The 26,379-nt window shown below is 64.4% G+C and carries 22 protein-coding genes and 1 tRNA gene; 17 read left to right on the top strand and 6 right to left on the bottom strand.

All coding sequences use genetic code 11. The features are described 5' to 3' along the window. Positions 1-809, bottom strand: an 809-nt coding sequence (locus AB1384_14115; GenBank protein ID MEW6555408.1) for a hypothetical protein, incomplete at its 3' end; no start/stop codon positions are given. A 272-nt stretch (positions 810-1,081) separates the two neighbouring features. Here AB1384_14115 and AB1384_14120 point away from each other — a divergent pair. The 6 genes from AB1384_14120 to AB1384_14145 all read left to right on the top strand — a co-directional run bounded on the left by AB1384_14120 (position 1,082) and on the right by AB1384_14145 (position 6,465). Then, on the top strand, positions 1,082-1,546 hold the full coding sequence (locus AB1384_14120; protein ID MEW6555409.1) for a hypothetical protein: 465 nt from the start codon (positions 1,082-1,084) through the stop codon (positions 1,544-1,546). Continuing rightward, positions 1,546-2,277 (top strand): DUF3662 and FHA domain-containing protein, encoded by a 732-nt coding sequence (locus AB1384_14125; GenBank protein MEW6555410.1) that lies wholly within the window; start codon positions 1,546-1,548, stop codon positions 2,275-2,277. The genes AB1384_14120 and AB1384_14125 overlap by 1 nt, the downstream gene beginning before the upstream one ends. 83 nt (positions 2,278-2,360) lie before the next feature. Next, complete coding sequence (locus tag AB1384_14130; protein ID MEW6555411.1) at positions 2,361-2,810, top strand: FHA domain-containing protein; 450 nt, start codon at positions 2,361-2,363, stop codon at positions 2,808-2,810. Positions 2,811-2,813: 3 nt separating this feature from the next. Then, positions 2,814-3,611 carry a Stp1/IreP family PP2C-type Ser/Thr phosphatase gene (locus tag AB1384_14135; GenBank protein ID MEW6555412.1) on the top strand — a complete coding sequence of 266 codons (798 nt, stop codon included), beginning with the start codon at positions 2,814-2,816 and terminating at the stop codon, positions 3,609-3,611. 69 nt (positions 3,612-3,680) lie between these two features. After that, the gene (locus AB1384_14140) at positions 3,681-5,036 is read left to right on the top strand and encodes an FtsW/RodA/SpoVE family cell cycle protein (GenBank protein MEW6555413.1); all 1,356 of its coding nucleotides are present in this window, start codon (positions 3,681-3,683) and stop codon (positions 5,034-5,036) included. A gap of 4 nt (positions 5,037-5,040) precedes the next feature. Further along, entirely contained in the window at positions 5,041-6,465 is a 1,425-nt protein-coding gene (locus AB1384_14145; protein ID MEW6555414.1) for a penicillin-binding transpeptidase domain-containing protein, read from the top strand. A gap of 46 nt (positions 6,466-6,511) precedes the next feature. On the opposite strand, the gene AB1384_14150 is transcribed toward AB1384_14145, so the two are convergent. Next, complete coding sequence (locus tag AB1384_14150; GenBank protein MEW6555415.1) at positions 6,512-8,281, bottom strand: AMP-binding protein; 1,770 nt, start codon at positions 8,279-8,281, stop codon at positions 6,512-6,514. 335 nt (positions 8,282-8,616) lie between these two features. Here AB1384_14150 and AB1384_14155 point away from each other — a divergent pair, with 335 nt between their 5' ends. The 6 genes from AB1384_14155 (at position 8,617) to AB1384_14180 (ending at position 17,620) form a co-directional block, all read left to right on the top strand. Next, entirely contained in the window at positions 8,617-9,981 is a 1,365-nt protein-coding gene (locus AB1384_14155) for a PASTA domain-containing protein (GenBank protein MEW6555416.1), read from the top strand. A 268-nt stretch (positions 9,982-10,249) separates the two neighbouring features. Further along, on the top strand, positions 10,250-12,049 hold the full coding sequence (locus AB1384_14160; GenBank protein ID MEW6555417.1) for a PASTA domain-containing protein: 1,800 nt from the start codon (positions 10,250-10,252) through the stop codon (positions 12,047-12,049). Positions 12,050-12,092: 43 nt separating this feature from the next. Then, positions 12,093-13,274: a geranylgeranyl reductase family protein gene (locus AB1384_14165; protein MEW6555418.1), complete on the top strand. Its 1,182-nt coding sequence runs from the start codon at positions 12,093-12,095 to the stop codon at positions 13,272-13,274. A gap of 11 nt (positions 13,275-13,285) precedes the next feature. Beyond that, on the top strand, positions 13,286-14,755 hold the full coding sequence (locus tag AB1384_14170; protein MEW6555419.1) for a radical SAM protein: 1,470 nt from the start codon (positions 13,286-13,288) through the stop codon (positions 14,753-14,755). A gap of 510 nt (positions 14,756-15,265) precedes the next feature. Continuing rightward, positions 15,266-16,333: a hypothetical protein gene (locus tag AB1384_14175; GenBank protein ID MEW6555420.1), complete on the top strand. Its 1,068-nt coding sequence runs from the start codon at positions 15,266-15,268 to the stop codon at positions 16,331-16,333. A gap of 213 nt (positions 16,334-16,546) precedes the next feature. Next, on the top strand, positions 16,547-17,620 hold the full coding sequence (locus tag AB1384_14180) for a hypothetical protein (protein ID MEW6555421.1): 1,074 nt from the start codon (positions 16,547-16,549) through the stop codon (positions 17,618-17,620). Positions 17,621-17,633: 13 nt separating this feature from the next. Here the strand turns inward: AB1384_14180 and AB1384_14185 are convergent, their stop codons facing one another. Continuing rightward, a complete protein-coding gene (locus tag AB1384_14185) occupies positions 17,634-17,918 on the bottom strand; it encodes a MazG nucleotide pyrophosphohydrolase domain-containing protein (protein MEW6555422.1) in 285 nt (94 codons plus the stop codon). Between the two features lie 463 nt (positions 17,919-18,381). Here AB1384_14185 and AB1384_14190 point away from each other — a divergent pair. The 4 genes from AB1384_14190 to AB1384_14205 all read left to right on the top strand — a co-directional run bounded on the left by AB1384_14190 (position 18,382) and on the right by AB1384_14205 (position 22,036). After that, positions 18,382-18,468, top strand: a tRNA-Leu gene (locus AB1384_14190). A gap of 192 nt (positions 18,469-18,660) precedes the next feature. After that, complete coding sequence (locus tag AB1384_14195) at positions 18,661-19,698, top strand: hypothetical protein (GenBank protein ID MEW6555423.1); 1,038 nt, start codon at positions 18,661-18,663, stop codon at positions 19,696-19,698. A gap of 35 nt (positions 19,699-19,733) precedes the next feature. Then, the gene (locus AB1384_14200) at positions 19,734-21,332 is read left to right on the top strand and encodes a GAF domain-containing sensor histidine kinase (protein ID MEW6555424.1); all 1,599 of its coding nucleotides are present in this window, start codon (positions 19,734-19,736) and stop codon (positions 21,330-21,332) included. Then, positions 21,329-22,036 carry a response regulator transcription factor gene (locus AB1384_14205; protein MEW6555425.1) on the top strand — a complete coding sequence of 236 codons (708 nt, stop codon included), beginning with the start codon at positions 21,329-21,331 and terminating at the stop codon, positions 22,034-22,036. The genes AB1384_14200 and AB1384_14205 overlap by 4 nt, the downstream gene beginning before the upstream one ends. Before the next feature lie 19 nt (positions 22,037-22,055). On the opposite strand, the gene AB1384_14210 is transcribed toward AB1384_14205, so the two are convergent. Beyond that, positions 22,056-22,748 carry an MBL fold metallo-hydrolase gene (locus AB1384_14210; GenBank protein ID MEW6555426.1) on the bottom strand — a complete coding sequence of 231 codons (693 nt, stop codon included), beginning with the start codon at positions 22,746-22,748 and terminating at the stop codon, positions 22,056-22,058. 10 nt (positions 22,749-22,758) lie between these two features. Further along, complete coding sequence (locus AB1384_14215; protein ID MEW6555427.1) at positions 22,759-23,883, bottom strand: hypothetical protein; 1,125 nt, start codon at positions 23,881-23,883, stop codon at positions 22,759-22,761. Between the two features lie 822 nt (positions 23,884-24,705). Between AB1384_14215 and AB1384_14220 the strand changes: the two genes are divergently transcribed. Beyond that, positions 24,706-25,938, top strand: coding sequence for a zinc-dependent metalloprotease (locus AB1384_14220; GenBank protein MEW6555428.1), 1,233 nt, complete (start codon positions 24,706-24,708; stop codon positions 25,936-25,938). An 11-nt stretch (positions 25,939-25,949) separates the two neighbouring features. On the opposite strand, the gene AB1384_14225 is transcribed toward AB1384_14220, so the two are convergent. Continuing rightward, positions 25,950-26,379 (bottom strand): M28 family peptidase (locus AB1384_14225; GenBank protein ID MEW6555429.1); only part of this gene is annotated, 430 nt, incomplete at its 5' end.

Below are 26,379 nucleotides of genomic sequence, written 5' to 3' on the forward strand. Positions count from 1 at the left end.
GGTGGAGCAAAAGTCGGCGGTTCGGGTGTAGGTTCGAAGAAGGGCGCGGGCTCGGGCGCGGCAACCGGCGGCGGCGCCACCTCCGGCGCTCCCTTCACCTTCTTGGCGGCCTTCTCCTCCTCCTTGAAGCGCCGGGCCTCTTCCTTCTGGCGCTTTGCCTCCTCCTTCTGCATGCGCGCCAGGTCTTTCTTGCTCAGCGCCTGCTGCTCCTGCGCCGGAGCTACCAGTTGCTCGACCGGCGGCGGCGCCACCTCCGGCGCTCCCTTCACCTTCTTGGCGGCCTTCTCCTCCTCCTTGAGGCGCCGGGCCTCTTCCTTCTGGCGCTTTGCCTCCTCCTTCTGCATGCGCGCCAGGTCTTTCTTGCTCAGCGCCTGCTGCGCGGCCACGGCAGCCCCGGCTCCTGCCGCCGCGGCCGCCACGGCCCCGGCCACGGGGAAACCCCCTTCCTGCGGTGGCGCGGCCTCGACCGGCGGCGCCATCTCCCCGGGAGCTACCGGCGCTACCTCCTCCTTCTCCCAGATCGCCTCCGAAGCCCCCATGGCAAAAGCTGGCTTGGCCGCCGGGGCCGGCTGCTCTTTGCCCTTCTTCTTGCGGGCTGCTAGCGCCCTGGCCTCTCCCTTCTGGCGTTCCTTCGCGAGGCGCGTGGAAGCGCTGCTCAGCCCCGCCGACAGCTCGTTCACCCGTGCGTGGTAGCAGTTGAGACAGAGATGGATCTGATTCGTCTCCGAGGCGCAAAGGGGGCATATCGGCGTCTCGCACTGTACGCAGGCTGTGATGGCTTCATTTCCAGCGTGGAAAGGACATTCCATTACGGCCACCTCCAAGCCAAATATTAAGGTCCGCTTTCACAATAACTTCTATAGCCTGATGCCTTTTCCTCTACCGCAGGACTCCCTCAAACCCTAGTATATTACCGGACAGCTGCGGGATACAGGAAAACGTCCACCGGCCCGACCTCCGGCCATATAAAGTATCGGCAGCGCTCAGGGTGTTTTTAACACGGGTTTGCGGGCTGGTATAATGCTCTTGAGCAGGAACCCCCCGCAACCTATCCAGCCCAGAGGAGCAGCGTGAAGAGATAATGAGCAAGGAAGGAAAAGCCGTATTCAAGAGGCTCTGCCTTATCGCGCTGGGTATCCCTTCGGTTCTCCTGGCCTTCGTGGTCGTGCTGTATCTCTCACCATGGGCGATGGAACAGGCCGAGGTGACGCAGGGCGTGCTGACAATCGCCGCGGCGTGCCTGGGCGCGGCAGGCCTGGCCATATGGGCCTTCTTCAGCTTCTACCTCTACCGTCGTCTCTGGAAGGTATTCCCTCATGTGGGCGACCGCGAGAAGGCCTGGTCTTATGCCGAGGGAGTGTTCGGCCTCCTGGGGGTGGGCACCAGCACGACCTCGGTGCTGGCGAACTTCTATTACCTTTTCAGCGGCGACATCAAGCGCAGTGCCGCGCTCTTCGCCCTTTCCTACCTGTTGGCGGTCGTCGAGGCCTTCAGGTTTCCCATGCGCATGGCGGATATCGAGGATACCATCATGGAGATGGAGTGATGGGTCCGCTGCGCAGGTTCGAGAAGCGCCTGGAGAGGCTGTTCGAGCAGCCTTTCACCAAGGTCTTCAAGGGCGGTGTGCACCCACTGGAGATAGCACGCAGGCTGATCAGGGAGATCGATGACGCGAAGGTACTGGGAGTAAGCGGGGTCATGGCGCCGAACCGTTTCGTGGTCGGCCTCAGCCCCCCGGACCATGACCGGCTTGCCGGGGTGGCATCCAGCCTGGCGGCGGAGATGGAGGCGCTGGTGATCACCCAGACCAACCAGAGGGATTACCACCTCCTCACGCGACCACGGGTGGAGTTTGAGCGCGACCCCTCTCTGCGTGAGGGGGAGTTCACGGTAACGGCGTCCCTGGACGAGCCGGCGGGACTCCCGCAGGCGGCGGCGGCCGCGGAGAGCGGGGAGGCCCCAGGTGCTGTCCTGGGAGTATTGACGGTGATCAGCGGAGAGAAGGCCGGGAGCAGCCTGGACATCGATATGGACCGTATCCGCATCGGCAGGGCGGAGGGGAACGAGCTGGTGCTGGCCGACCCGCGCGCCTCGCGTTTTCATGCCGAGATCGAGCGTGTGCCAGCCGGGTACGTGGTCAGGGACCTGGGAAGCACCAACGGGACCCGGGTAAGGGGGCGCAGGGTGAGTGAGAGGCTGCTCCAGGACGGGGATACGCTGCTCATAGGCGAGACCGAGTTGCGTTTCGGTATCGTCCCCGGCCCGCGGGGGCCCTGACCCCGGCCGCCGCGCGGCTTAAACCGCGATCCGCGGCCCGGCCGGAGGAGGACGGTGGGGCCGCAAGGGGAAAGGAGCGCACGTTGCCGGAGATCGTATATGTGTCGCTGAGGTTCGTGTTCCTGGCGTTGCTCTACGTCTTCGTCCTCATCGTGGCCAGGACCGCCTACAACGAACTCAAGCCCGCGGCGACGCGGCCCGCGGCCGCCAGGGCTTCCGCGCGGCCGCCGCGCGGAGGGCGCAAAGCGAAGCTGGTGGTGGTAAGCGAGACGGGGCGGAGGAGGCAGGCTGGCTGGGACCTCGAGGGCGAGGTCACCATAGGCCGCGCCCCGGAGTGCGCGGTCTCCATCGACGACGAGTTCGCCTCCAACCTGCACTCCAAGATCTACCGGGCGCAGGGAAGCTATTACGTTGAGGACCTAGGCAGCACGAACGGAACCTATATAAACGGCAGGCGCATCCATTATCCCACGGAGCTGAGGAGCGGTGATCGCATCAAGATCGGCCGTACCGTGATGGAGTTCAGGAGGTAGGAAGTGCGTTACGCGGCACTCTCGGACACGGGCAGAGTGCGAGAGAACAACGAGGACAGCTACCATGCGGACGGGCGTATCTTCATCGTCGCCGATGGCATGGGCGGACACCGTGCCGGGGAAGTGGCGAGCGCGGCGGCCATCAAGGAGTTCCTGGGCTTCGAGGCGCAGCACCGCGGGGAAGAGCCCCTTGGGCGCCTGCGTGGAGGCATGCGGGCCGCCAACGATGCTCTCTATCGCATGGCCGACGAGGACCGCGACCTGGAGGGGATGGGCACCACCTTTACCGTGGTCCTGGTCGAGGGGGGCCTTTTCCTGGGCCACGTCGGTGACAGCCGCGCCTATATCTGGAGGGAGGGGCGGATGCGCCCCATGACCAGGGATCACTCGCTGGTGGAACGCATGGTGGACGAGGGCCACCTCTCGCCGCGGGACGCGCGCACCCATCCCCAGAGAAACGTCATCCTGCGTGCCCTCGGCGTCGAGCGGGAGCTGGAGATCGACCTGGATACCGTGGACGCCGTGCCCGGCGACAGGCTGCTGCTGTGCAGCGATGGCCTGTCGGGCATGCTCGAGGACGCGGAGATCGAGTCCATCATCTCCGGGGAGGCGGAGCCGGAGGAGGGCTGCCGAAGGCTCGTGGAGGCGGCCAATACCAGGGGCGGCATGGACAATACCACCGTGATCGTGGTCCACCTCGAAGGCGAGGTGGAGACCGCCGCCGTCACCGGCGCAGCCGCGAAGCGGACATGGTGGAGCAGGCTGTCGGGCCGCGTTAAAGGACAGGCCTCTCATGGCTGAACCAGACCTCGGCCCCTCTGACCATAACGGGGTTTGACTGCCTTGACGTTGCAACCGCGCTGGAAGGAGATGATACTGCTGGCCGCGGCCGCGGCCATCCCCTTCGTGGGGTGGGCCTCGCTGGACCTGGCGAGGGAAGGGCGCGTGGTGGCGGGGAACGTCCTCTACCCGGTGCTCATGGTGGCCATGTTCTTCGTCGCCCACTTGCTGCTGCGCCTGTTCCGTCCGCAAGCCGACCATTACCTCCTGCCGCTGGCCTCGGTGCTCTGCTACGTGGGCCTGACCCTGCTCTTCCGTCTCGACGAACACATGGCGCGCCTGCAGGTGATCTGGCTCGGCGTGGGGTTGGCCGCGATGGTGGTCCTCGTCGCCGCGCTGAGGGACTACCGCGTTCTCGCGAGGTACCGATATACCCTGGCCGTGGTGGGGCTGGTCCTGTTGCTGTCCACCATGGTCCTGGGCAAAGAGGTCAACGGGGCGCGCCTGTGGATCGTGCTGGGGCCCCTGCGCTTCCAGCCCTCCGAGCTGGCGAAGATACTGCTGGCAGTCTTCTTCGCCGCCTATCTTGCCGACAAGAAAGAGCTTATAACCGCGGCCGGGCGTTCCGTCGCGGGTATCACCCTGCCCCGCCTGCGCGACCTGGGGCCCCTGCTGACCATGTGGGCCCTATCCCTCCTCCTGCTCATCTTCCAGAGAGACCTGGGGTCCTCCCTGCTCTTCTTCGGCATCTTTCTGGCCGTGCTCTACGTGGCCACGGCGCGGGTATCCTTCGTGCTCGTGGGCGTCGTCCTCTTCATCCTGGGGGCGACGTTCACCTTCTTCGCCTTCTCGCACGTGCAGGAGAGGGTGGACACCTGGCTCGATCCCCTAAATCCCGAGACCATCGAGGACGAGAGCTACCAGATGGCGCAGTCCCTCTTCGCCTTCGCCGAGGGCGGGCTGTCCGGAACCGGGCTGGGGCGTGGCTACCCGGACATCATCCCCTTCGTGGAGACCGACTTCATCTACGCCGCGGCGGGCGAGGAGCTGGGTCTGTTCGGGGCGGCGGCACTCGTGCTCATCTACCTCCTGCTCATCATCAGGGGACTGTATATCGCCATGCGCAGCGATAACGATTTCGGTAAGCTGCTTGCGGTGGGCCTGACCGCCATCATCGCTCTGCAGTCTTTCATCATCATGGGCGGCAACATCCGCCTGGTGCCGCTGACCGGCATCACCCTGCCCTTCGTGAGCTACGGAGGGAGCTCGCTGGTGAGCAACTTCCTCCTCCTGGGGCTGTTGCTCTGTATCTCCGCCCCGCCCCGCGAGTCGGCCGCCGTTATAAGAAGGGCGGCCAGGGTGCGGCGGGAAGGCGCGGGTGAGGCCCCCGCCCTTGCCGGGGTGCCGGATGGCGACCCCGCGGCGACGCCGGAGTGGGGGAGGTAGGGAGATGCAGGGCAGCATCAGGAGACTGGGCACCGTCTTTATAGTCCTGGCCGTGGTGCTGGTGATAACCCTCAGCTTCCTGCAGGTCTTCGGCCAGGATGACCTGGTGGGGAACCCCGCCAACACGCGGCGGCTCATCGAGGAGTACGGCATCGCCCGCGGCCGCATCGTGACCGCGGACGGCCTGGTGGTGGCGGAGAGCGTGCCGGCGGAGGGGCCGTTCGAGTACCGGCGCAGCTACGCAGCCGGCAGCCTGCTCTCCCACGTCGTGGGTTATGACAGCCCGCAGTTCGGCAGGACCGGCCTGGAGGAGTACTACAACCAGTACCTGCTGGGCCGCAGACCGGCACGGGGATGGGCCTTGGAGATGACCTCCGACCTGGAGAAGGGAAACGACATCACCTTGACCATTGACTCGGAACTGCAGGCGGTGGCCGCGGAGGCACTGGGCCCGAACAAGGGGGCCGTGATCGCCATGGACCCCAAGACCGGTGCCGTCCTGGCCATGTATTCCTGGCCTACCTTCGATCCCAACGCCCTGGTGAGCCAGGGTCTCGATGCCGAGGGCAACCTCGCGGCGGACGCAATCATGCGCGCTTACGCGCAGGACCCCGCAAGCCCGCTGCTCAACCGCGCCAGCATGGGGCTGTTCACGCCGGGTTCCAGCTTCAAGGTGTTCACGGCCGCGGCTGGCGTGGACTCCGGCATCCCGGTGAGCACCGAGTACGACTGCCCCCCCGAGTACTTTGTCGGCGGGTCCAGCGTGGTCAACTACGCCGGCTCGCCTAATGGGGTGATGGACATGGACTATGCCCTCACCTTCTCCGTCAACACCTACTTCGCCCAACTGGCCCTGGCGATGGGGGCCCCCACGCTGGTGAGCTACGCGGAGCGCTTCGGGATGAACGGCGCCCCTCCCCTGGACTACCCGGCGGTCTCCCCGGCCTTCATCCCCCAGCCGGGCGAGATGGACGAGGTGGAACTGGCGTGGACGGGCGCCGGGCAAGGCCGGTTACTCATGACCCCCCTGCAGCTCTGCCTGGCGGGCTGCGCCATCGCCAACGGAGGAGAGATCATGCTCCCCCACCTCATGAAGGACGTGCGCCTGGGCGACGATATCCTCGAGCGCTTCGATGCCGATGAGTGGAGGTCTCCCATCTCCGCCGAGACGGCCAGCCAGGTCCTGGAGATGATGGTCCACGTGGTCGAGGACGGCACGGGCGCGGGGGCGGCGGTGCCCGGGGTCACCGTGGCCGGGAAGACGGGGACGGCCGAGGTGGCGGGCAGGCAGCCCCATGCCTGGTTCATAGGCATCGCGCCGGCGGAGAACCCCACCCTGGTGGTGGCGGTGGTGGTGGAGAACGCCGGGGCCGGCGGCGACGTGGCGGCGCCCATCGCCGGCGAGGTCATCGGGGCCGCCCTCGAATGAGAAAAAGGCCGCGGGCGGATGCCCACGGCCCATTGTTGCTGCGTCGTTACTCCGAACCCACCTGCTTGTCGAACTCCGCCTTCATGACGTCCCTGAGCTCGCGCTTGAGGATCTTGCCCACTCCGCTGGTGGGGAGCTGGTCCATGAACTCGATGACCTTGGGTACCTTGTAGGGCGCGACGTTCTCGCGCAGGTAGGCGATGATCTCCTCTTTCTTGGCGTCGCTCCTGTCCACACCGGGCTTGAGCACCAGGGCGGCCGCGACGCGCTCCGACCCCGGGCGGGCGGGATCAGGCACGCCGATGGAGGCGGCCATATCCACGTCGGGGTGTTTGACCAGCACGTCGTCGAGCTCGCGGGTGAAGACCTTGAAGCCGGATACGATTACCATGTCCTTGACGCGGTCCACGATGTAGAAGTACCCGTCCTCGTCCATGCGGGCCACGTCGCCTGTGAACATCCAGCCGTCACGGATGGCGTTGGCCGTCTCCTCGGGCTGGTTGTAGTAGCCCCTCATGAGCTGTGGCCCCCGGATGGCCATCTCGCCCGGGTCCCCCAGCGCCGCCAGCTGCCCGGTCTCGGGATCGACGAGCTTGAACTCCGTGTCGGGGAGCGGCATGCCGATGGAAGAGGCTTTCTTGGTACCGTAGCGGGGGTTACAGCAGGTGACCGGGGAAGTCTCGGTCATGCCGTAGAGCTCGATGAAGTTAGGCCCGATGACGCTCTCCAGTTCCTTGATGTTCTCGGGCGGGAAGGGCGCAGCCGCGCTGAGGCAGAACCTGAGGTTGCTCTTGTCCAGGGTCTTGAACTCCTCCGTCTTCATCAGCTCGAAGAAGACGGTGGGGACGTTGACGACGATGTTGGGCTTGTATTTCTCCATGGCTTCGATGATGAAATGGGTGTCCCTGGGGTTGGGCACGACGATCTGGGTTGAGCCGTTGGTCATGGAGAAGCCGCCCAGGGCGAGCCCGGCGATGTGAAAGAGCGGGAAGGCGGAGAGAGCAACGGTATCGGGTTTCAGGTCCAGGTAGGTGAGGGTCTGCAGCCGGTTGGACATGTAGCTGCGCTGGGTGAGCATGGCACCCTTGGAAGGCCCCGTGGTCCCACCCGTGTACATGAGGAAGATGAGGTCGTCCATCCCCCTCTTGACCTCGACGCGGTCGGAGGGCATTCCCTTGAGGGCGTCCATGAAGCTGATCACCGTCTTTCCCTTGATGGGCTTCACCTCCGCCGTGGGGATGGCACTGAGTTTCGCGTCGAGCTTCTTTACCTTCTTCAGGAGCTTGCCCAGGGTGGTCTGCCGGATGTAGGCCTTGGCCAGCTTCTCCTTGATCCCCGGCAGGAAGTCGGCTATCTCGGAATAGATGATGGTGGTGAACTCGCACTTGTCGGCCGCCTGCGCCACGATGCCGTAGAGCAGGTCCACGGTGATGACCACCTTGGCGCCGGAGTCGTTGAGCTGGTGCTCCATCTCGGTGGGAGTAAGCAGGGGGCTCAAGCCGGTGGATACCGCTCCCGCCTTCTGCACCGCGACGACGCTTATGTAATGCGCCGGTATGTTCGGCATGCACAGCCCCACCACGTCGTCGGGCTTCACGCCTATCTTGATGAGGTAGGCGGCCAGCTGGTTGGAGTACATGTCCATCTGCCGGAAGCTGATGTTGTTCTCCATGTAGATGAGGGCTGTCTTTTCGGGATACTTCTCGACGATCTCCCGGAACTTCTCGGCAAACGTCTTATCCTCGTACTCCAGCGTGGGCGGACAGTGCTCGTCGTAGTGCTTCAACCATGGCTTTTCCGCGTAGATGTCGCTCATCTTTCCCCCTTCCTGCAGCAGGGCTGCCTGCCATTACCGGACCGTGTGAAACCAGCTTGTGCCGACATGATCGACCGAAGACATCGTAACCTATTATGCGGTTTTTTACCCATCGGGTTCAAGCTCAATAACCAGGGTGTCGTGCTGGGCGATTCCTTGCCGTGGTCCCTGCCGGCCCTTGCCGCCGTCGCCGGCGGGCGCCGGGTCAAACGGGATGTTGCAAATGCGATGGACTGACCCCAAGATATACCTATGCCCCGGCAGCCATTATCCTTATGGTATCGGCAGGGTCGCAAGGCCGCGGGGCCGTTCATGGCCATTCGACGGGAGGAGCGATGGACCGGTTGATGGATTGGAAGGGCAAGGTACTGAGGAGGCGGTACCGCCTCGACGAGAGGATCGCCGTGGGAAGGACCGTCGAGGTCTTCCGGGCTTTCGATCTACTCGAGGAGAAGGAGGTGGCGGTCAAGCTGCCCCTGCCGCACCTGCTGTCCGACCGTGATTTCTGCGATGCCTTCCGCGCCGCCGCCCACCGCGCCACCCGCCTGAGCCATCCCTCGCTGGTCAAGGTCTTCGATTACGGCATCGAGGAAGGGCGCCCTTTCGTGGCCATGGAGATCGTCGAGGAGAAGACGCTGCAGGAGCTGCTGGAAGCGGGCAAGAGGATGAAACCCGTGGGGACGCTGTATTTCGCGCTGGAGATGGGAAAGCTCCTGGCCTATCTCCAGGAGCAGGGAGTGGTGCACGGTTCCCTGGACGAAAGGCACGTGTTCATCTTCCGGGGCCGCAAGGTCAAGGTCAGCGATGCCGGTTTCCCCCTGCTGCTGGGGGGCGGCGCGAGCACGCACCCCATCTCCCAGGATGCGCGGAGGGACATCCAGGACCTGGGTTACCTCCTTTACCGCTCCCTCACCGGCAGGGGTAAAACGGAGGCCACGGAAGATATCAGGAGCGGAAAGCTGAAATGGGATGCGCAGGTACCCGCGCGCGTACAGCGGCTGGTCCAGAACTGCCTGGATTCCCAGGGGAGCGGCGGCTTTCCTTCCGCACGGGAGATGATGCGGGAGACGGTGTCCACCCTGCGCGAGGAGCAGCCCATGGTGGCCATCTCGGAGACCGTGCCCGCCGAGGCCCCCCCGGGGACCCTGGAGACGGAGCAGGCGGCGGTCCCAGCCCACATACCCATACCCCACTTCAAGCGCTGGCAGGTCTGGACGGGTGTGGCCCTGCTGGTCGTGCTGGCGATATGCGTGGGCGTCTGGATCCTCTCCTCGGTGATCACCGGGAGCAAGGTGGAGGTCCCCAACCTGGTGAACATGAGCACCGAGGAGGCGGCTAAGGTGGCGGGCGAGCGCGACCTCGGGGTGCTGGTGGTAGGACAGGAATACGATGTGGACATCAAGGCCAACTACGTCATCTCCCAGGACCCGGAAGTGGGAGTGATGGTCAACAGGAAGACCGTGATCAGGGTGTTGGAGAGCTTGGGACCGTTGACCGTCCCCAACCTCATCGGTCTCAGCCTTAACGACGCACGGGTGGTGCTGGAGAGCCGCGGTTTCAAGGTGGGAGAGGTGGTCTACCGCGATGTGCCGGGATACAGCGACAACCGTGTGGTGGAGACAGACCCCCCCTATGGATCGAAACTCTCCAGCGGGGACTCCGTTGACCTGGTGGTCAGCGGAGGCGGCACTGGCCAGTGACCGCCCGGCCCTGGCGCGGGAACCATGCTCCCGCGTCCGACTTCAAAATATTGTCCAGCGGCCGGTCTGGCCGCATGGGAGGAGTTGTAGCGGAGCCTATTGAAGTATTCGGATGACCCGATGACCGAGGCCGATACCAGGACCGCGGAACACCGTGCCGCCGCTTGCCGGGACACCCCGGCGCCGCGCCGCGGCCGGAGGGGGGGCGCGGAGGTGGAGGACCGCCGGCCTCGGGCACGACGGGCGTCAGCGAATTGAAGGGGGTCCGATGCTGGGAAAGGTCTTCAACCAGCGCTATCGCCTGAAGGAGAAACTGGGCAGCGGAGGGATGGCCGACGTGTACCTCGCCGACGACCAGCTCCTCGGCCGGGAAGTCGCCGTCAAACTGCTGCACGCGCAGTACGCCGCCGATCCGGCCTTCATCCAGAGGTTCCGCCAGGAAGCCCAGTCGGCGGCGAACCTCAACCACCCCAACATCGTGAACATCTACGACTGGGGAAACGAGGGCGACCTCTACTACATCGTCATGGAGTACGTGGAGGGCAGGGACCTCAAGGAGATCCTGCGCACCGAGGGCCGCCTGCTGCCCGAGCGGGCGGCGGAGATCGCGGCCGAGGTGTGCGCCGCGCTGCAGTTCGCGCACCGCGGCAACCTGGTGCACCGCGACATCAAGCCCCATAACATCTTCATCACCAACATCGGGCAGGTCAAGGTGATGGATTTCGGCATCGCCCGCGAGGGTAACGGCGGGGGCATCACCCAGACGGGCATGGTCATGGGCACGCCCCAGTATATCTCGCCCGAGCAGGCCCAGGGCCTGGCAGTGGACGGGAGATCGGACATCTACTCCCTGGGCATCGTCCTCTACGAGATGCTCACCGGCCAGGTGCCCTTCGACGACCCCAACCCGGTGACCATCACCTACAAGCAGGTAAGGGAAGACCCCATGCCCCCCACGGTCGTTGACCCCGAGATCCCCACGACCCTCGAGGCCATCGTGATGAAGGCCATGTCGAAGAACCCCGCCAACCGTTTCCAGAACGCCCAGGAGATGAAGGCCGACCTCCTCCGCTTCCTGGAGGGTATGCCGGTTTCCGCGACACCCCTCCTGCCGGACGCCGCCTACGGCGCAGCGGCGGTGGCCGCCCCCGCGGCGCTGGGCAGCCGCAAGTGGCCCTGGATCGTGGGGGGTATCGCCGCCGCCCTCATAACCACCGGCATCGTCCTGGCGCTGGTCCTGGGGGGCGGGGGCGGCAAGGTCGAGGTGCCTAACCTGCAGGGGATGACCGAGCAGCAGGCCATCGGCACCCTGGAGGGCCTGGGGTTGAAGCTGGGCGAGGTGGAAGACCAGTACATCGAGGAGGAGGGAGAGGAAGCCGGCGTGGTCATCTCCCAGGACCCGGAATGGGGGACCATACTCGCCGAGGGCGAGCCGGTCAACATCACGGTGAGCCGGGAATTGAGGATGCCCGATGTCGAAGGCCTGTCCCGCACCGAGGCCGAGAACACCCTGAAGGCTTTGGGCATCTCCGTCATCGAGATCCAGAACGTGCCCACAGACGACGAGGACGAGACCAACATCGTCCTCTCCCAGGACCCCAGCGGCGGGCAGTTGATCACCCCCAGCACCAGCGTGAAGCTGGAGGTGGGGGTGGAGCAGAAGAAAGTCGCCGTGCCCGACGTCGTGGGGGAGGCGCGGGAGGACGCCGAGGAAGAGCTGCGGGGCGCCGGCTTCCAGGTGGAGGTGGTGGAGGAAGCGAACTCGGAGGTGGACGAGGGGTACATCATCCGCCAGAGCCCCCTCGCCAATCAGAGGGCGCTGGAGGGCAGCGTCGTCACCATCTGGGTGAGCAGCGGGCCCGCGGCGGTGGAGGTCCCGGAGGTCAGGGGCGAGCTGGAGGAGGACGCCAAGGACATCCTCACAGCGGCGGGCCTCAGTTTTCAGACCATCCCCCAGGACACCACCGACCCCACAGAGGTGGGAAGGGTCGTCGACCAGGTCCCCCTGCCCGGGGCCATGGTCGATGCCGGCTACACCGTGCGCATCTTCATCGGCCGCGCGCCCTGACGTACCGCCTTCCGCCCGCATGCCCCGTGCTATAATCGACGCCATGAAAGAGCGCTATGACGCGGTCATCGTCGGCGCCGGCCCTGGCGGCAGCTCCACCGCCTGCGCCCTGGCGGAGCGGGGCTTCCGCGTACTCCTCGTGGACAAGGAGACGTTTCCCCGGGACAAGACCTGCGGAGACGGTATCGCCCCCCGGGCGGTGCACGCCCTCTACCGTCTCGGCCTGCGCGAGGAGCTGGAGGGACGTTTCAAGCGCACCCGGGGCATACGTTTCTACGCCACGCACGGCGGGCTTACCGAGGTGCTCTACCCCATGGGGAGCCGCTATCCCGACCACGGTTACGTCGTCCCCCGCCGCGACCTCGACAGCATCTTGCTCGCAAGGGCCCGCGCGCTGGGCGCCGAGTTCATGCCGGACTGCCGGGTGACCGGAGTCCTGCCGCACCGCGGCGGGCGCGTGCCCGGCGTCACCGCCGAACGCGGCGGCGAGAGGATCGAGCTGGAGGGCCGATTCATAGTGGGCGCCGACGGGCCCTCATCGCTCATCGGCAGGGAACTGGGCCTTCTTCGCGACGACCCCCTGTACTTGGGTGTGTCCGTGAGGTGCTACATGAACGGTGTGCGCGATATCTCCGACTACCTGGAGATCTACCCCGAGGACGCCATCATGCCGAGCTGCGGGTGGATCTTTCCCGTCGATGAAGCCACGGCCAATGTCGGGGTGGGCTTCATGCTCTACGCGCGCAGCAAGCGCAGGATAAACCTCAACCGCGTATTCGACGACTTCCAGAAGCGCACCCGCCATGCCGCCGCCAAGCTGCGCGACGCAGAGCCCCTGGGCCGGCTGCGTGGGGCCCTGCTGAGGGTGGGCATGGGCGGCTCCTTCCCCAGGCACCTCAACGTACTGCTGGTGGGAGACGCGGCCTCCCTCACCAACCCCATCAGCGGCGAGGGGATCACCTATGCGCTGGAGAGCGGGCGGTGGGCGGGAGAGACCCTGGCCGCGGCCATGCACGGCGGCGATGAGGGCGTCCTGGACGGTTACTCCCAAATCCTGGACCGCTACTACCGCCGCTACTTCCGCCAGGGGACCCTGGCCATCCGTTACGGCAACAACCCCTACTTCGTCAACCCCCTTCTCTTCACCACCTCCAGGCTCCATGCCCTGGGGGACAAGATGGGGCGTTTCCTCATGAACTGCCGGCGCTCCGACTATCCGCCGTAAGGAGGGAGGACTTGGGGCTCAAGATCACCTTCCTCTACCCGGACTATTTCGCGTATGACGAGGAGCGCTTTCTGCCCGAGGGCCGTATCTACCTGGGGATAGGATATCTCTCGGCTTACCTGAAACAGGAGGGACACCGCACCTCCCTCATCCACCTGGTGCGTCCCCCCGCCCGCGACGAGCTGTTGGGCCGGGTAGCACGGGAGGCGCCGGACCTCCTGGCCGTCTCCAGTACCACGCACATGTTCCCCCACGTGCGCAAGTGGCTGGAGTGGATCAGGTCTGAAATGGATATATTTACCATATGCGGCGGGGCCCACCCCACCCTCGATCCCCGGGGCGCGCTGGATGAGGCCCCCCTGGACGCTGTCTGCCTGGGCGAGGGAGAGGAAGCCCTGGCCGAACTCTGCGCAGCCCTGGAGGAGGGCCGCGACCCCTCACGTATCGCTTCCGTGTGGGTGCGCGCCGGAAAAGACATCAGGCGCAACCCGGTGCGCCCACTCGTGGAGGACCTGGACACCCTGCCCTTTCCCGACCGGGACGTCTTCGACCCGGACGATTTCTGCGAACAGCAGCACGAACGCGGGACGCTCATGGCCTCCCGGGGTTGCCCCTACAGCTGCACCTACTGTTCCAACCACGTGCAGCGCAGCATCTATCCAAACCGCAAGAGATACGTGCGCTTCCGCAGCGTTGAGAACGTCATGCGCGAGGTACACGAGATAATCGCGGCCGACCACGGGGGAAAGCTGCGCTACATCCGCTTCGACGACGATATCCTCACCGTCGACCGCGAGTGGTTCCGGGAACTGGCCACGCGCTACCGCGCCGAGGTGGATCTGCCCTTCATCTGCAACTCGCGCGTGAACGTGCTGGACGAGGAGACGGTGAGGCTCTTCGCGGAGGCCGGCTGCTCGGTCATATGCATGGGCATAGAGAGCGGCAACGAAGAGATAAGGGGCAGAGTGCTGCGGCGCCACATGTCCAATGACGATATCGTGCGTGCCTTCCACCTGTGCAGGGAGTACGGTATCAAGACCGTCTCCACCAATATGACCTCGCTGCCGGACGAGGACCTGCCGGCCCTCCTGGACTCCATCAAGATAAACGCCCGCGCGCGCCCCCACTGCATGCAGGTATCCACCTACCATCCCTACCCCAACACCCGCCTGTACTCCTATTGCGAGGAGAAAGGATATCTCTCCGGGCGCCACGTGGATACCATCTTCGACGGCCGAAGCGCCCTGGACAGCCCGGCTTTCCGGGCGCCCGCATATGCCTTCGTAAAGGAGAAGTTCTACCCCCTGACCGAGCTCTATTCCCGCCTCTACGAGGGCGGCAGGGGCGGCGAAGCCTTGGCGAGGGCGCTGGACGCGCTCATCGAGGCGGAGCGGTTGCCCTGGGGATGGCGGCGCCCGCTGCTGGAGCGCTTCGCGGATTGGGCTGACCGGCGCTCCCGCTTCGATTGGATCTATTATTGATTACCCGGGGCGTATAGGCGTTCGGGCTAAGGCGTATATCCGGCCCGAGCCTCCAGGTAACGGTCCCGCTCGCAAAGCCTCGCGGAGACCGACCTGGTAGTTCTCGGGCTGGTGGTTACACAGATGGAGGAGCCCGAACGCCGCGACGTCCCGGGCTGAGGGGTTTATATAGGCGACACCCGAGCGGGGTACTTAACTTACACCATCTCTATGCTCGGTCTCGCTTCGGATCGACTCCCGGATCTCGGGAAGGGGGGTTTATATAGGCGACACCCGAGCGGGAGGCTTGCTTATCTGCTGCCTCTATGCACGGTTGCGCAGACGGTGAAGCCCGAACGCCGCGACGTCCCGGGCCGAGGGGTTTGTATAGACGACACCCGGGCGGGCGGCTTGTTTATTAAGTAAAGATATACCATGTCGATAGAAGGAATAAGGATGCCTGGCGAAGAAGTGCCCGGTAGCGTCCCTTGATGATAATAAGGGGGGCCATATCCATAAAAAGGGGGTCATATGAGCAAGATAAAGCTGTGTAAGGAATGCGGCGTCCCCAGGCGCTTCGTAAGAGAGCACGCCTGGCTCGACAACGGCACCATCGTGCAGCGCGAGAACCCCGACCACCGCATGATCTTCATCGAGAACGAGAACATCCAGTCGACTTTCCGGGGAGTCGAGGAGATCATCGGCATGTCCATAGAGCGCATCGTCATAGAGGCCAAGCGCAGAGCGACCTTCGATTTTGTAGATCACATGCTGCCCGGCGTGGTAAAGGCCATAGTTAGGGTGGTCGGGGTGAGGCCGGTGGTGAACAACGTGACCGGCCTGGCCATGGTGATGGGGTTCGGCAACGTCAGGCTGGATTCCATCCGCCGAGTGCACGGCAAGGGAGACTACGTGGCCATACGCTGCAGGGAGCTATATTCCGTCCCGCTCTTCGGCGGGGATATCGTCGGCACCTTCAACGCCGTTGACCGCCGCGAGGTCGGGGTCACCAGCGAGCTGGTCGGGCCCGATGAATATATGATCACCGGCAATATCACCCCACATCCCCTCGAGTTGCAGGAGAGGTTGCAGACGAGGGAGTATGCGCGTAAGCCGGGCGATATCGAGTTCGAACCCTGTCCCGGCTGTGGCGGTCCCCAGCCTCTCTCCAACTACAAGTGGCACACCGACCGTGGCGTGATCGTCAGCCGGTCCAGTGGCCACCGCATGATAGCCATCGGACCGGCCTCTCTCGATGCCGTCATCGATGAGCTGGAGAAGGAACTCGGAGATACCATCCCACGGGTGGTCGTGGAAGCCCAGCGCCGCTTCGTTCGCGCCGGCTTCTATTCCATAGAGGAGGCCAGGTCCCAGGAGAGCCTGCGCGAGGCCCTCGCCCTGCGCGGCATGGGCAACCTGAGAGAGATAGCCTGGAGGCAGGACGGCATCCGCTTCGAGCTGGAAAACCCCTGCCTGGTCCCGGTCCTGGTAGGCCTGGTACAGGGTATTTTCGAGCTGGTAACCGGTCGCGACAGCGCCGTGGAGTGGGAAACAGCGGACGACGGAGACCTAACGGTTGAGGTACGTTCCACCGCTTGAGACGCCGGGCGCATATCGGGCTGCGCCCCCCCGGACGGGCCGGCCCCTGCAGTATGTCCTCATGGAGGACCCGCTAGACACCGCTCCTGTCACGCCCCTCCGTTTCGCACGGACCATGTTCAGTAGCTTTCGCATGGCGTCGATAGTTATTATGCGGCGGTGAGGCGCGGCGCGGGAAAGAGAACTGTCAGGAAACGAACAGAGGCAGCACAGATGTCCGAAAATGGATTGTGCAAGCGGTGTGGGGCACCAAAGAAGCTGGTCAGGGAGCACCGCTGGCTTGGCAACGGCACCATCGTGCAGAGGAAGAACCCGCATCACCGCATGATCTTCATCGAATGTGAGAACATCAACGCCACCTACCGAAATCTCGAGGAGATCATCGGCCACTCCATCGAACACCTCCTCATAGAGGCCAAGCGCAAGGCGACCCTGGACTTCATCGACCACCTGCTGCTCACCGGGGTCAAGAGCATAGTGAGGCTGGTCGGAGTCAGGCTGGTCGCGTACCACGTGAGCAGGCTCGGCGGCGTCATGGGCTACGGCAGGATCAGGCTCGGGGTTGTCCGCCGCATCCACGGCAGGAACGATTACATCACCTATCGCGTGGAGAACCCTTATTCCCTGCCGCTCTTCTGCGGCGACATGGCGGGGGCGGTGAATGCCATCGACCCGCGCGAGGTGAAGATGAGCTACAGGGAGGTGGCACCGGACGTCTACGAGGTGACCGCAAGCATCTCGAGCCATCCCCTTGAGCTCCAGGAGGAGTTGAACGGAACACGCTACACGTACAGGCCCGGTGACCTGGAGATAGAGAGATGCCCCGCCTGCGGGGGCCCGAAGTACCTGTCCGCGTACCGGTGGGACCTGGGAAGCGGCACGGTGGTGAGCCGGACCAGCGGTCACCGTAAGGCCATGCTGGGTCCGGCAGCGCTTGAGGCGGTCATCGAGCTGCTGGAGAAAGAGCTGGGCGACACCGTCTCGGAGACGGTGATCGAGGCGCAGCGCCGTTTCGTCAAGACGGACTTCTATTCCCTCGAGGAGGCCTCCTCGGAGGAGGGGCTCCGCGCTCACCTGGCGCTGCGGGGCCTGGGCAACCTGCGGGAGATGACCTGGAGCGGGGGCCGTCTCACCCTGCGGATAGAGAACGCGTGCCTGCACCTCTTCCTCGTCGGCGTCATGAAAGGCATCTACGAGCTGGCCACGGGGAAGGACGCCGAGGTGGCGTGGGAACTCAGCGAGAAGGGCAGCTTCATCATCGAGGCCTGGCCGAGCGGGACGTCCTGACCACGCCTCCCGGTCACTCCCTGCACGAGCAGGGCGTTTCCCGGCACTTCGGGCAGCCGCCGGAGTATTTCATCACCGCTTCCCCGAGGTCTACCCGGTGCAGGTTGGCCAGGCTTACCAGCCAGGCGAACACATCGGCGAACTCCTCGCGCAGGGAACCGCGGTCTCCGTCCCGCATGGCGCGAGAGAGTTCTCCCATCTCCTCGACCAGCCACCCGAAAGTCCCCCAGGCGCCCCGCCTGCTGTCCTTCTCCAGGTAGATCCCGGCAATCAGTTCCTGAAACCTGGCGATCTCCATCTCATCCTCCCTTCGGCTGTTCCCAGCATATCACGACCCCACCTCCGTATCGCAGGGGACCTTACTGGCCCCCGGTGCGGCGAGGTCCCGGCGGCAGCCGCGGCGCCGCACACCCGCTCATGGCCGAGCGGTTATAATGTTGGCGGGTTCTGGGTCTCCACGGAGTGCAGGAGCCTTGAACATGCGGACTAACGGCTTCCATCTCGATGGATACTTCGCCGCGCGGGAGTCCAGCGCAGCCCACATCTGCTGCAGCTCGGACTGCGAGCCGCCCGCCCTCGAGGAACTCCTGGCGCTGGCGGACGAGGAGTCGCGTGGACCCTGGGATAAGCTCTCCCTCGGCTATACCGAGACGGCCGGTGTGGCGTTTCGGCCCGGCCTTGCTGGGGGAGCATATCCGCCCAGGGCAGGCCGAAACTCTGGTATAATAATCTCCGCCTGGACACGGGTTCGAGGTCATCCCGGGCGAGTGGCGGAATTGGTAGACGCGCTGGGTTCAGGGTCCAGTGCTCGTATGGGCATGCGGGTTCGAGTCCCGCCTCGCCCACCAGGTGCAAAAGGGACGGCTCTGGAGCCGTCCCTTTATTACCGTCATCGCGTCGCGGCTGCAAGGCGGGCGCGGCATGCCGTGGCCCCATAACGGGGCGCACTGCGTCCAATGCGAAGGAATGAGGAGAGGTTAGATTGAAAAAACCTTTGAGTGGCGGTGGCGGTCCGAGCGGAGCGATGGAGTGGTAACAGGTTGTATGCACAGGTAAGGTCCCCCCGGTTTTCCAAGCGGCGGAGGAACCCCGCTCCGGCCATCATCATCGCCGTGGTGGTCCTCCTGCTCGGATGCTGGATATTCAACATGACCTGCGGCGGTGGCGGCGAGGAGGTCGACTCCTCGGCGCTGACCGAGTACATCAACCGGGTCAGGCCCGTGGTCGATGCCTCGACGAGCGTCGGACAGAGCTGGTACACGATCCATTCGACGCTGGCCCAGCTGATAGCGAACCCGGATGTCCTCAACGACCAGCTCAAGGGCATCGAGCAGTCATGTCTCGAACTGCTGGACCAGGCGGAGGTGCTGGAGGTCCCCAAGGGCCTGGAGACGACCCATGCCGCCCTGCTTATCTGCCTCGAACAGCGCTACCGCGCCATGAAGACCTACCGTTCCGACCTCATCAATTCGCTCACGGCCATGGACCTGGAGGTCTATGCCAGGAGCATCGCCGCTGACATGCAGGAGATAATGTATTCGGACGGCAACTACCGCTTCTATAAGCGGGCGGTCACCGAGGCCCTCGACGAGAGCGGCGTCCAGGAGATTGCCCCCCTCGGCGATTCCATCTGGCTGGCATCTTGGGAGCAGGCTGCTTACGAGAGGGTGCGGGCATTCCTGGTCGCCCTCAGGGGGACGGAGGTACATGGCGTGGCCATCGGCACGGTGGTCCTGGATCCCGAGGGGACGCTGGACGAGGAGGGCGGGGAGACCATCCACCGCCTGCCTCCGACCGAGGAATTGAACCTGACCATCAGCATCGAGAACCAGGGCAACCGCGCCGAGCTGAACGTGGTCGTGACGGTCAGCTTGTATACGGAGACCGATCCCGCCCCGGTGCGGCAGGAGCAGACCATCCCCACCCTCGCTCCCGGTGAGACACTGCAGGTCCAGATAGGCGGCCTGCGCCCCACCGCCGGAAGGGTGCGCAACATCCTAGAGATCAAGGTCAACCCGGTGCCGCAGGAGTCCTTCGTGGACAACAACCAGAAATTGATATACTTCACGGTAGAGTGAGTGAACGTGATCTGAAGGTTGGTGGCTCGATCCCCATGTTCTCCAACGCCCTGGAGCTTATGCGGGCTTCCCTCGAGGACATCGTCGAGGAGATCGTGCAGCGGCTGCTAAACATCGTCCCCTCCTTCATGCGGCTGCCGGTGGAGTCCCACGCCATGCTGCGCAAGGTCGGGCGCAGGGCCTGTCTCGTCCTCCTGCGCCAGCTGGAGGAGGGAGAGGTCAGGGTGGAGAACATCGACTGGGCGGACCTGCAGGACTTCGAGCTGGTCGACATCCTCCGCGCCTTTCAGGTGGGAAGCGAGATCGCGTGGAAATGGATCAAGCGTTGCTGGGACGAGGCCGGCTACCCGCCGGAGGAGAAGCTGAAGGCCGCGGAGATAGTCTGGGAGACGAACTTCGTGGCCGCGAACATAGTGGCACACGCGTACATGAAGCAGCGCCAGGAGGCGGTCAAGGACTTCAACGGCCTCCTCGACCGCATCCGCAAGACCCAGGACCGCAAGGTGCTGGTGCAATCGCTGGTCGAGGGCGCCTGCGGTGTGCTTGCATACCGCCGCGCCGTCTTCTTCATCTACGAGCACGAGATGCTCATCCCGCTCGCGGCCATGGACCGCCTCGATCCCACCTGGGGCGAGAGGGTGCTGGAGGAGAAGCGGCAATACCCCATCTCTCCCATGTCCGGGAGCATCGAGGCGCAGGCGTTCTTCGGAGCGGCGGTGAAGACCGCGCATGCGCAGGCCGGTGAACGTGTAGCCTTCATCGCCCCGGAGACCGGGTCAAAGTTCGTGCTCGTCCCCGTCAATCCCTCCGGTTCCCCGCAGGGATTGCTATACATAGAGAGCGACACACGAAGACCGGAGATAGGGGAAAGGGACCTGGAGACCCTGTCCCTGTATGCCGATACGGTGGGCCTGGCCCTGGAGAACACCCGCCTCTACCGCGAGGTGGGGGCGAAACGCAGGGTCATGGACCATCTTATGTCGCGCGTCAACACCGCCCACGAGGAGGAGAGGGCGCGCATCGCGCGGGAGCTGCACGATTCCGTGGCACAGTCCCTCCTGAAGATCATCTACACGGCGGGCTTTGCCCTGGATTTTCTCAAAGAAGACCCGCGCCTGGCCGTGGACGAGATCGAGGAGGTGCAGCAGCGCGCGAAGCAGTGCCTGCGCGAGCTGCGCGAGATAATGGCCAATCTCAGGCCGACTTCCCTGGATATCCTGGGGTTACGGGAGACCCTGACCCGCTACGCGGAGCAGTTCGAGGAGGAGTACGCCATCAGCACCACCGTCGACCTCAAGGGCCTGGAGTCCATACCCACCTCGGTGGAACTCGCCATCTTCCGCATCCTGCAGGAGGAGCTGACCAACGTGCGCAAGCATTCCAGGGCGGAATCCGTCAAGATCAGGACGGAGGCCCAACAGGGCGACCTCATCCTCATCGTGGAGGACGACGGCATCGGCTTCGACCCGCAAGCCCTGGCGGCCGAGCAGGAGAGTGGAGAGCATCTTGGGTTGCTGGCGATGCGGGAGCGGGTGGAGCTGCTGGGAGGGGAGCTGGCAATAAGATCGCTGCCGGGCATGGGCACGCGCATCACGGTGAGGATACCGACCATCGCGGGAGGCGGAGGAAGATGACCGCAGAAGGAAACCCGCCCATCAACGTCATGCTCGTCGACGACCACGAGGTGGTGCTCGAGGGGCTCATCCGTATCCTGGAGAAGCAGGGCGGAATAAAGATCGTCACCGTGGCCCGCAGCGCCGAGGAGGCCCTGGAAAAGATCGTCAGGTTTCCGGTTGATGTGATCATCGTGGATATCCAGCTCCCGGGGATGAACGGCATCGAGCTCATAAGGAGCGTGAAATCGGTTTACCCGGAGATCGAGGCCATCACCCTGACCGTGTACGACGACGAGCAGCTGGCGAAACAGGCCATCAAGGCCGGCGCCATAGGCTACGTGATCAAGGACGCGGCCAAGGAGGAGCTGGTAAAAGCGGTGCGCGCGGCGGCCAAGGGCGAATCCCTCATCTCGACCTCCGTGGCGCGCAAGCTCATCGAGGAGATCACCGAACCCTCCGCCCGCAGGAAGAAGAAGGAGGAGGGGCTCGAGGAGCTGTCCCAGCGCGAGGTGGACGTCATCAAGCTCATGACCCGCGGCTACAGCAACCGCCAGATAGCCGACATCCTCTTCATCAGCGAGCACACGGTCAAGGTCCACATCCGCAACATCTTCCGCAAGATCGGGGTGGTGGACCGCACCAATGCCGTCCTGTGGGCGCTGGAGAGGGGCGTGGTGCTCAAGGACAGGGAGAGCATCAAGCCGGACAAACCCGCGATCTGAGCGCCGCCGCGAGGCCCTCTCAGCCGAACCGCTTCTTTATGAATGCGGCCACCAGACCGGAAGCACCCGGACCGATGATCCTGCCGTGTCCCGGGTACATGTAGTCAAGGTCAAGCTCGACCAGTTCGCGCATGCTGGCCTCTATCTCCTCCAGGCTGTAACTGGCGGAGATGGTAGGAGGGCCGACGCGCCCGAAGTAATTGGAGACCATGTCCCCGACGAAACAGCGGCGGTTGGGGCGGTCCAGAAACCCCATGCCGCCCCTGGTGTGGCCGGGGAGCGCGATGACCTCCAGCCCCAGTTCCTCCAGGACCTCTCCGCCGGTAAGGGCAACATCCACCTCCGCCGCGTCGCATTTCTGGTAGCTCTTGATCCAGGACTCCGGCAGTCTTCGCAGCAGGCGGCCTATGCGGTTGAGGTCGCTCCCGGCCTGTGGGGGGACTTCGCCCTGGATATAGGGGACGTCGGCGGCCCCCGCGACGATCACCGCCCCGCTCGCACCCTTAAGGTCCGCCAGGCTGCCGGTGTGGTCGAAGTGATAGTGGGTGACGAGGATGTGGGTGAGGTCCCGGGGCCTTACCCCGTTTGCGCCCATGGCCCTGTCCAGCCTGGCGCGGGCCCTGGGGTTCATGGTGTCCACTAGATAGCAGTGCTCTCCCCTGACCAGGTAGCAGTTCTCGACCGGTCCCGCGACATGGATGATCTCGTCCATCTTTCCCCCCTCAGAACGGTAGAAAAAAGCGTCCCTCCTCGGGCAGCATGCGCCGGATCTCCAGAAAGACCCCGTCCAGGCGCGGGCCGATGAGATACTTCCAGGTACCGTCTCTTATCTTGAGGTGCTTGATGTCCGCAGGCTCGCGCTCCAGGGCCTCGAAGACGCCGGCGATCTTCCAGGCCAGGAGCTGCGGGAACGGCACTCCCTCGATCTCCGCCTCGATGAGGAAAGGCCTGCGCGTCACCCTGGCCGGTTTTCCCCATCCCAGGAAGGGGAGGCTGAGGAAGAAATGGCGGTAAGCGGTCTTGTAGTTGTCGCCCTTGAGCTGGCGGTATTCCGCCGCCGACGCGGCGGCCAGGGCAGCTCCCACCGCGGGAGGGAAGACGCTCTCCCCGCCCCCATTGACCTCGTCGATCACCTGCTGCCACCCGGCCGCCGAGGTGACCATCATGTGCCGGTGGGTACCCGCTTCGTAGATGGTGCCCAGCTCGGCATCCCACCGCAGCTGCCAGGGAAAGAGGGGGAGGTGGCACTTCTCGCACACCTCCAGGCTGTAATCGCGCTTGGGGCGGCGGGGGGTCTTCTCGCGGGTGACCCTCCGGCGCTTCCTTTCCGCCGTCCTTACGGTGATATCCCACTCGTGTTCCGATGCGGGGCTCAGCGAGAGCAGGGCTTCCACCCCGAAGAACCCCTCCCAGAACCCCCATATGTCCCCGGCCATGAGGTGGGGGTGGTAGGGATGGCGGGCCTTGACCACCAACTCCTTGCGCGGCTTCAGCCGGGTGATGACGATGTTACCGCAGCCGAAGAAGGCGGCTTCGAGGAAGGAGGACCTGACCATGCGCCTGGCCAGCGGCCAGTGGCGCAGCAGGATACGGCGCAGGCCAGTTATCTGGGACGCGACCTCCTCGCGGGTGAATGCGCGGCGCCGCTCGCGCAGGGTCTCGAGGAGCTTGTCGCCGTGGAGCTTCACGCCCTCTTCCAGCAGGGCACCTATGTCCTCTTCCTCGAGGAAGATGAGCCGTTCCGATCGCCTGGCCTGGAAATAGATGCCTCCGTCGGTGGTCCAGACCAGCTTGCGGTTGAGGGAGCGCGGCAAGCCGCAGACGGGACAATCGTCTCCTCCAGGCATTGCTCTCCACCTCCTTCTCCAAAAGGTTACTCAAGTGCCTTTCGCGGCGCAACAGTATTTTCCTCTGCACGGACGTATGCGCGGGGGGAGGCGGAAAGCCGAGGGAAAACGGAAAAGGTCCCGCAGGGGGGACGGGACCTTCCGCTAATGCGGACTCCTATGGGGATTAAGGGGATACCTCTGTTTTCGATACTGCTGCGATGATGTGGTGAAAATGCTGCGATTATTGCCGCGATGTCTGCTGCGAAAAAACTGCGATAGTTGTTGTGAAAAACGTCATGGGCGAGGGTCATGATAAGTAGTGCGTCTGGGCTGCATTCGATTGCATATGGGGTAGATGGCTGTCTCGGCTAGTCGGCTTCGGATGGTGCTAGGGGAATGCTACTGCGTCTACTTAAGGGGGCTGCGACTATTGCTGTTACCGGCTCGCCCATGACGTCTGTTTCTTTGAGGCACTATTTCCCCGGTGTCCGCTTGGGGCCTTTTTCAAAGTTCATGGCACGATTAGAAAGTACATCAGCGGCAGCTGAGAGCGCCATTCCTCACAGGTAGTATTTAAACCTGCCACTAATACCATGGTATTAGTGGCAGGCAGATATGGTCACTATTGGCGATGGCGAATCAACCAAGTACCGGGAAAAGGCCCTTTTCCCGGGAGCGGCGGCGGGATGAGCCGGCAGCACGGGCTCAGGGTCCCCGTATCCTGACTGTGCTAAACTTAAGTCCGTTCGCGAGCGAGGGCGAGAGGGAGTGAAAAGATATCGTGTTCTACCCGCACAAAGAAGCCGGCGGCACACCACCTCCCGTGCGGGAGGTCGATGCATGATGGTGGCGGAAGAGAAGGAGAACCCCTGGGACCGCAGCCTGCGGGGCATCAACCAGTTCGTGGAGGGGATCGTACGCAGGATGCCCCTGGCGCGCTCGCTGGGGCAGGCGTTCAGCGGCGGTCGAGAGGGCATGGTCGACTGGGAGCAGGCCCGCGCCATCGCGGTCCTGGTAGCGCAGTCGGAGGGGCCGGCGCCGGTGGCCACGGAGGATGTGCAGCGCGAACTCGAGGCCATGATGGGGCGCAGCGAGGAGCTGGTGAGGGAGTATTCCCGCCTCGATCCCGGGGGCCCCGTGGGCCCGCTGCTCGTCTTTGACCGGCCGGATTGGATTGAGGCGAACCTGGCGAGCTTCCAGCTCATCTTCGAGCCCCTGGCGGAGAGCTACGGCAAGACCCTGCAGAGGCTGGAGGAGCGCAGGAAGCGCCCCTTGCGCGCGGGCCGCGGTTTCACGCGCGGCCTGCTCACCGCGCAACTCGGCATGGTCATCGGATACCTGGCGCGCGGCGTGCTCGGCCAGTTCGACCTGGGCCTTCCCCGCCCCGAGGACGGAGGCAAGCTGTACATCGTCTATCCCAACCTGCTCAAGGCGGAGGGCAAACTGCGGCTGGTACCAGAGGACTTCCGGCTGTGGATCACCCTGCACGAGGTCACCCACGCCTTCGAGTTCGCGGCCAACCCTTGGATCAGGGACTATCTCCGCTCGCTGATGGAGAGCTATTTCGCCAGCGTGTCCGTGCGCCTGGAGGAGATGGGCATGCGCCTGCGGCCCCACGAACTTCGCGACTCGGGCAAGCTGAACGAGATCATCAACCAGGGGGGGCTGATCTCCGTCGTCCACAACCCCGAGCAGCGCGAGATCCTCTCGCGCATCCAGGCCTTCATGTCCCTGGTGGAGGGCTACAGCAACCTCATTATGGACCTGGTGGGCAAGGAGATCATCCCCTCCTTCAAGGAGATGAGCATCGCGTTCCGCCACCGCCGCGATTCCAAGACGGGTGCGGAGCGCTTCATCGAGAGGATGCTGGGGTTCGACCTCAAGCTGCAGCAATATCAGATCGGTGAGCTGTTCTGTAAGGAAGTTGTGGAGAAGAAGGGCCTGGACTTCCTCAACCTCGCCTGGAAGCGCGAGGAGAACCTGCCTGACGGCGAGGAGATCCGCCACGCCTTCAAGTGGATCGAGCGCATGGAGGAGAGCGAGAGGCAGCGCGTGCTGCGCCACAGCATCTGAGCGACGTTGGTTCAGTCTGCCAGTTTCCAGGCGGCCACGGCCACGACCTGGGTCACCCGCAGCAGTCCCTCCTGGTTTATCCTGTCCGGGGTGTCGCTGGGCGAGTGGAAGTCGGGATGCGCGTCCCGCTCGAACCATGACCAGTCGCAGGTAACGGCCGGCATGTGATAGAGGAAGAAGGTGGATGCGGATGTGCCGGGGTCGGCGCCCCCCAGTTCGAGCACCACGTCGAGGAGGGACGCGGCCGCGTCCAGCGCTTCCACCGTGGGGCGGTTTTTCTTGTAATTGAGGTCCCAGACGTCCATGTAGTACCCCTCCCCCGACCCTATTCCCTCGATGTTGATGATGCGCACGCTGTCGCGCAGCCCGTTGGCCTCGAAGGCCTCGGCGAGGGCGACGGAACCGTACCCCCCGCATTCCTCGGCGCCGAGGAATGCGAAG

The organism is Actinomycetota bacterium (assembly GCA_040757835.1).
In the GTDB taxonomy this organism is placed as follows: domain Bacteria; phylum Actinomycetota; class Geothermincolia; order Geothermincolales; family RBG-13-55-18; genus SURF-21.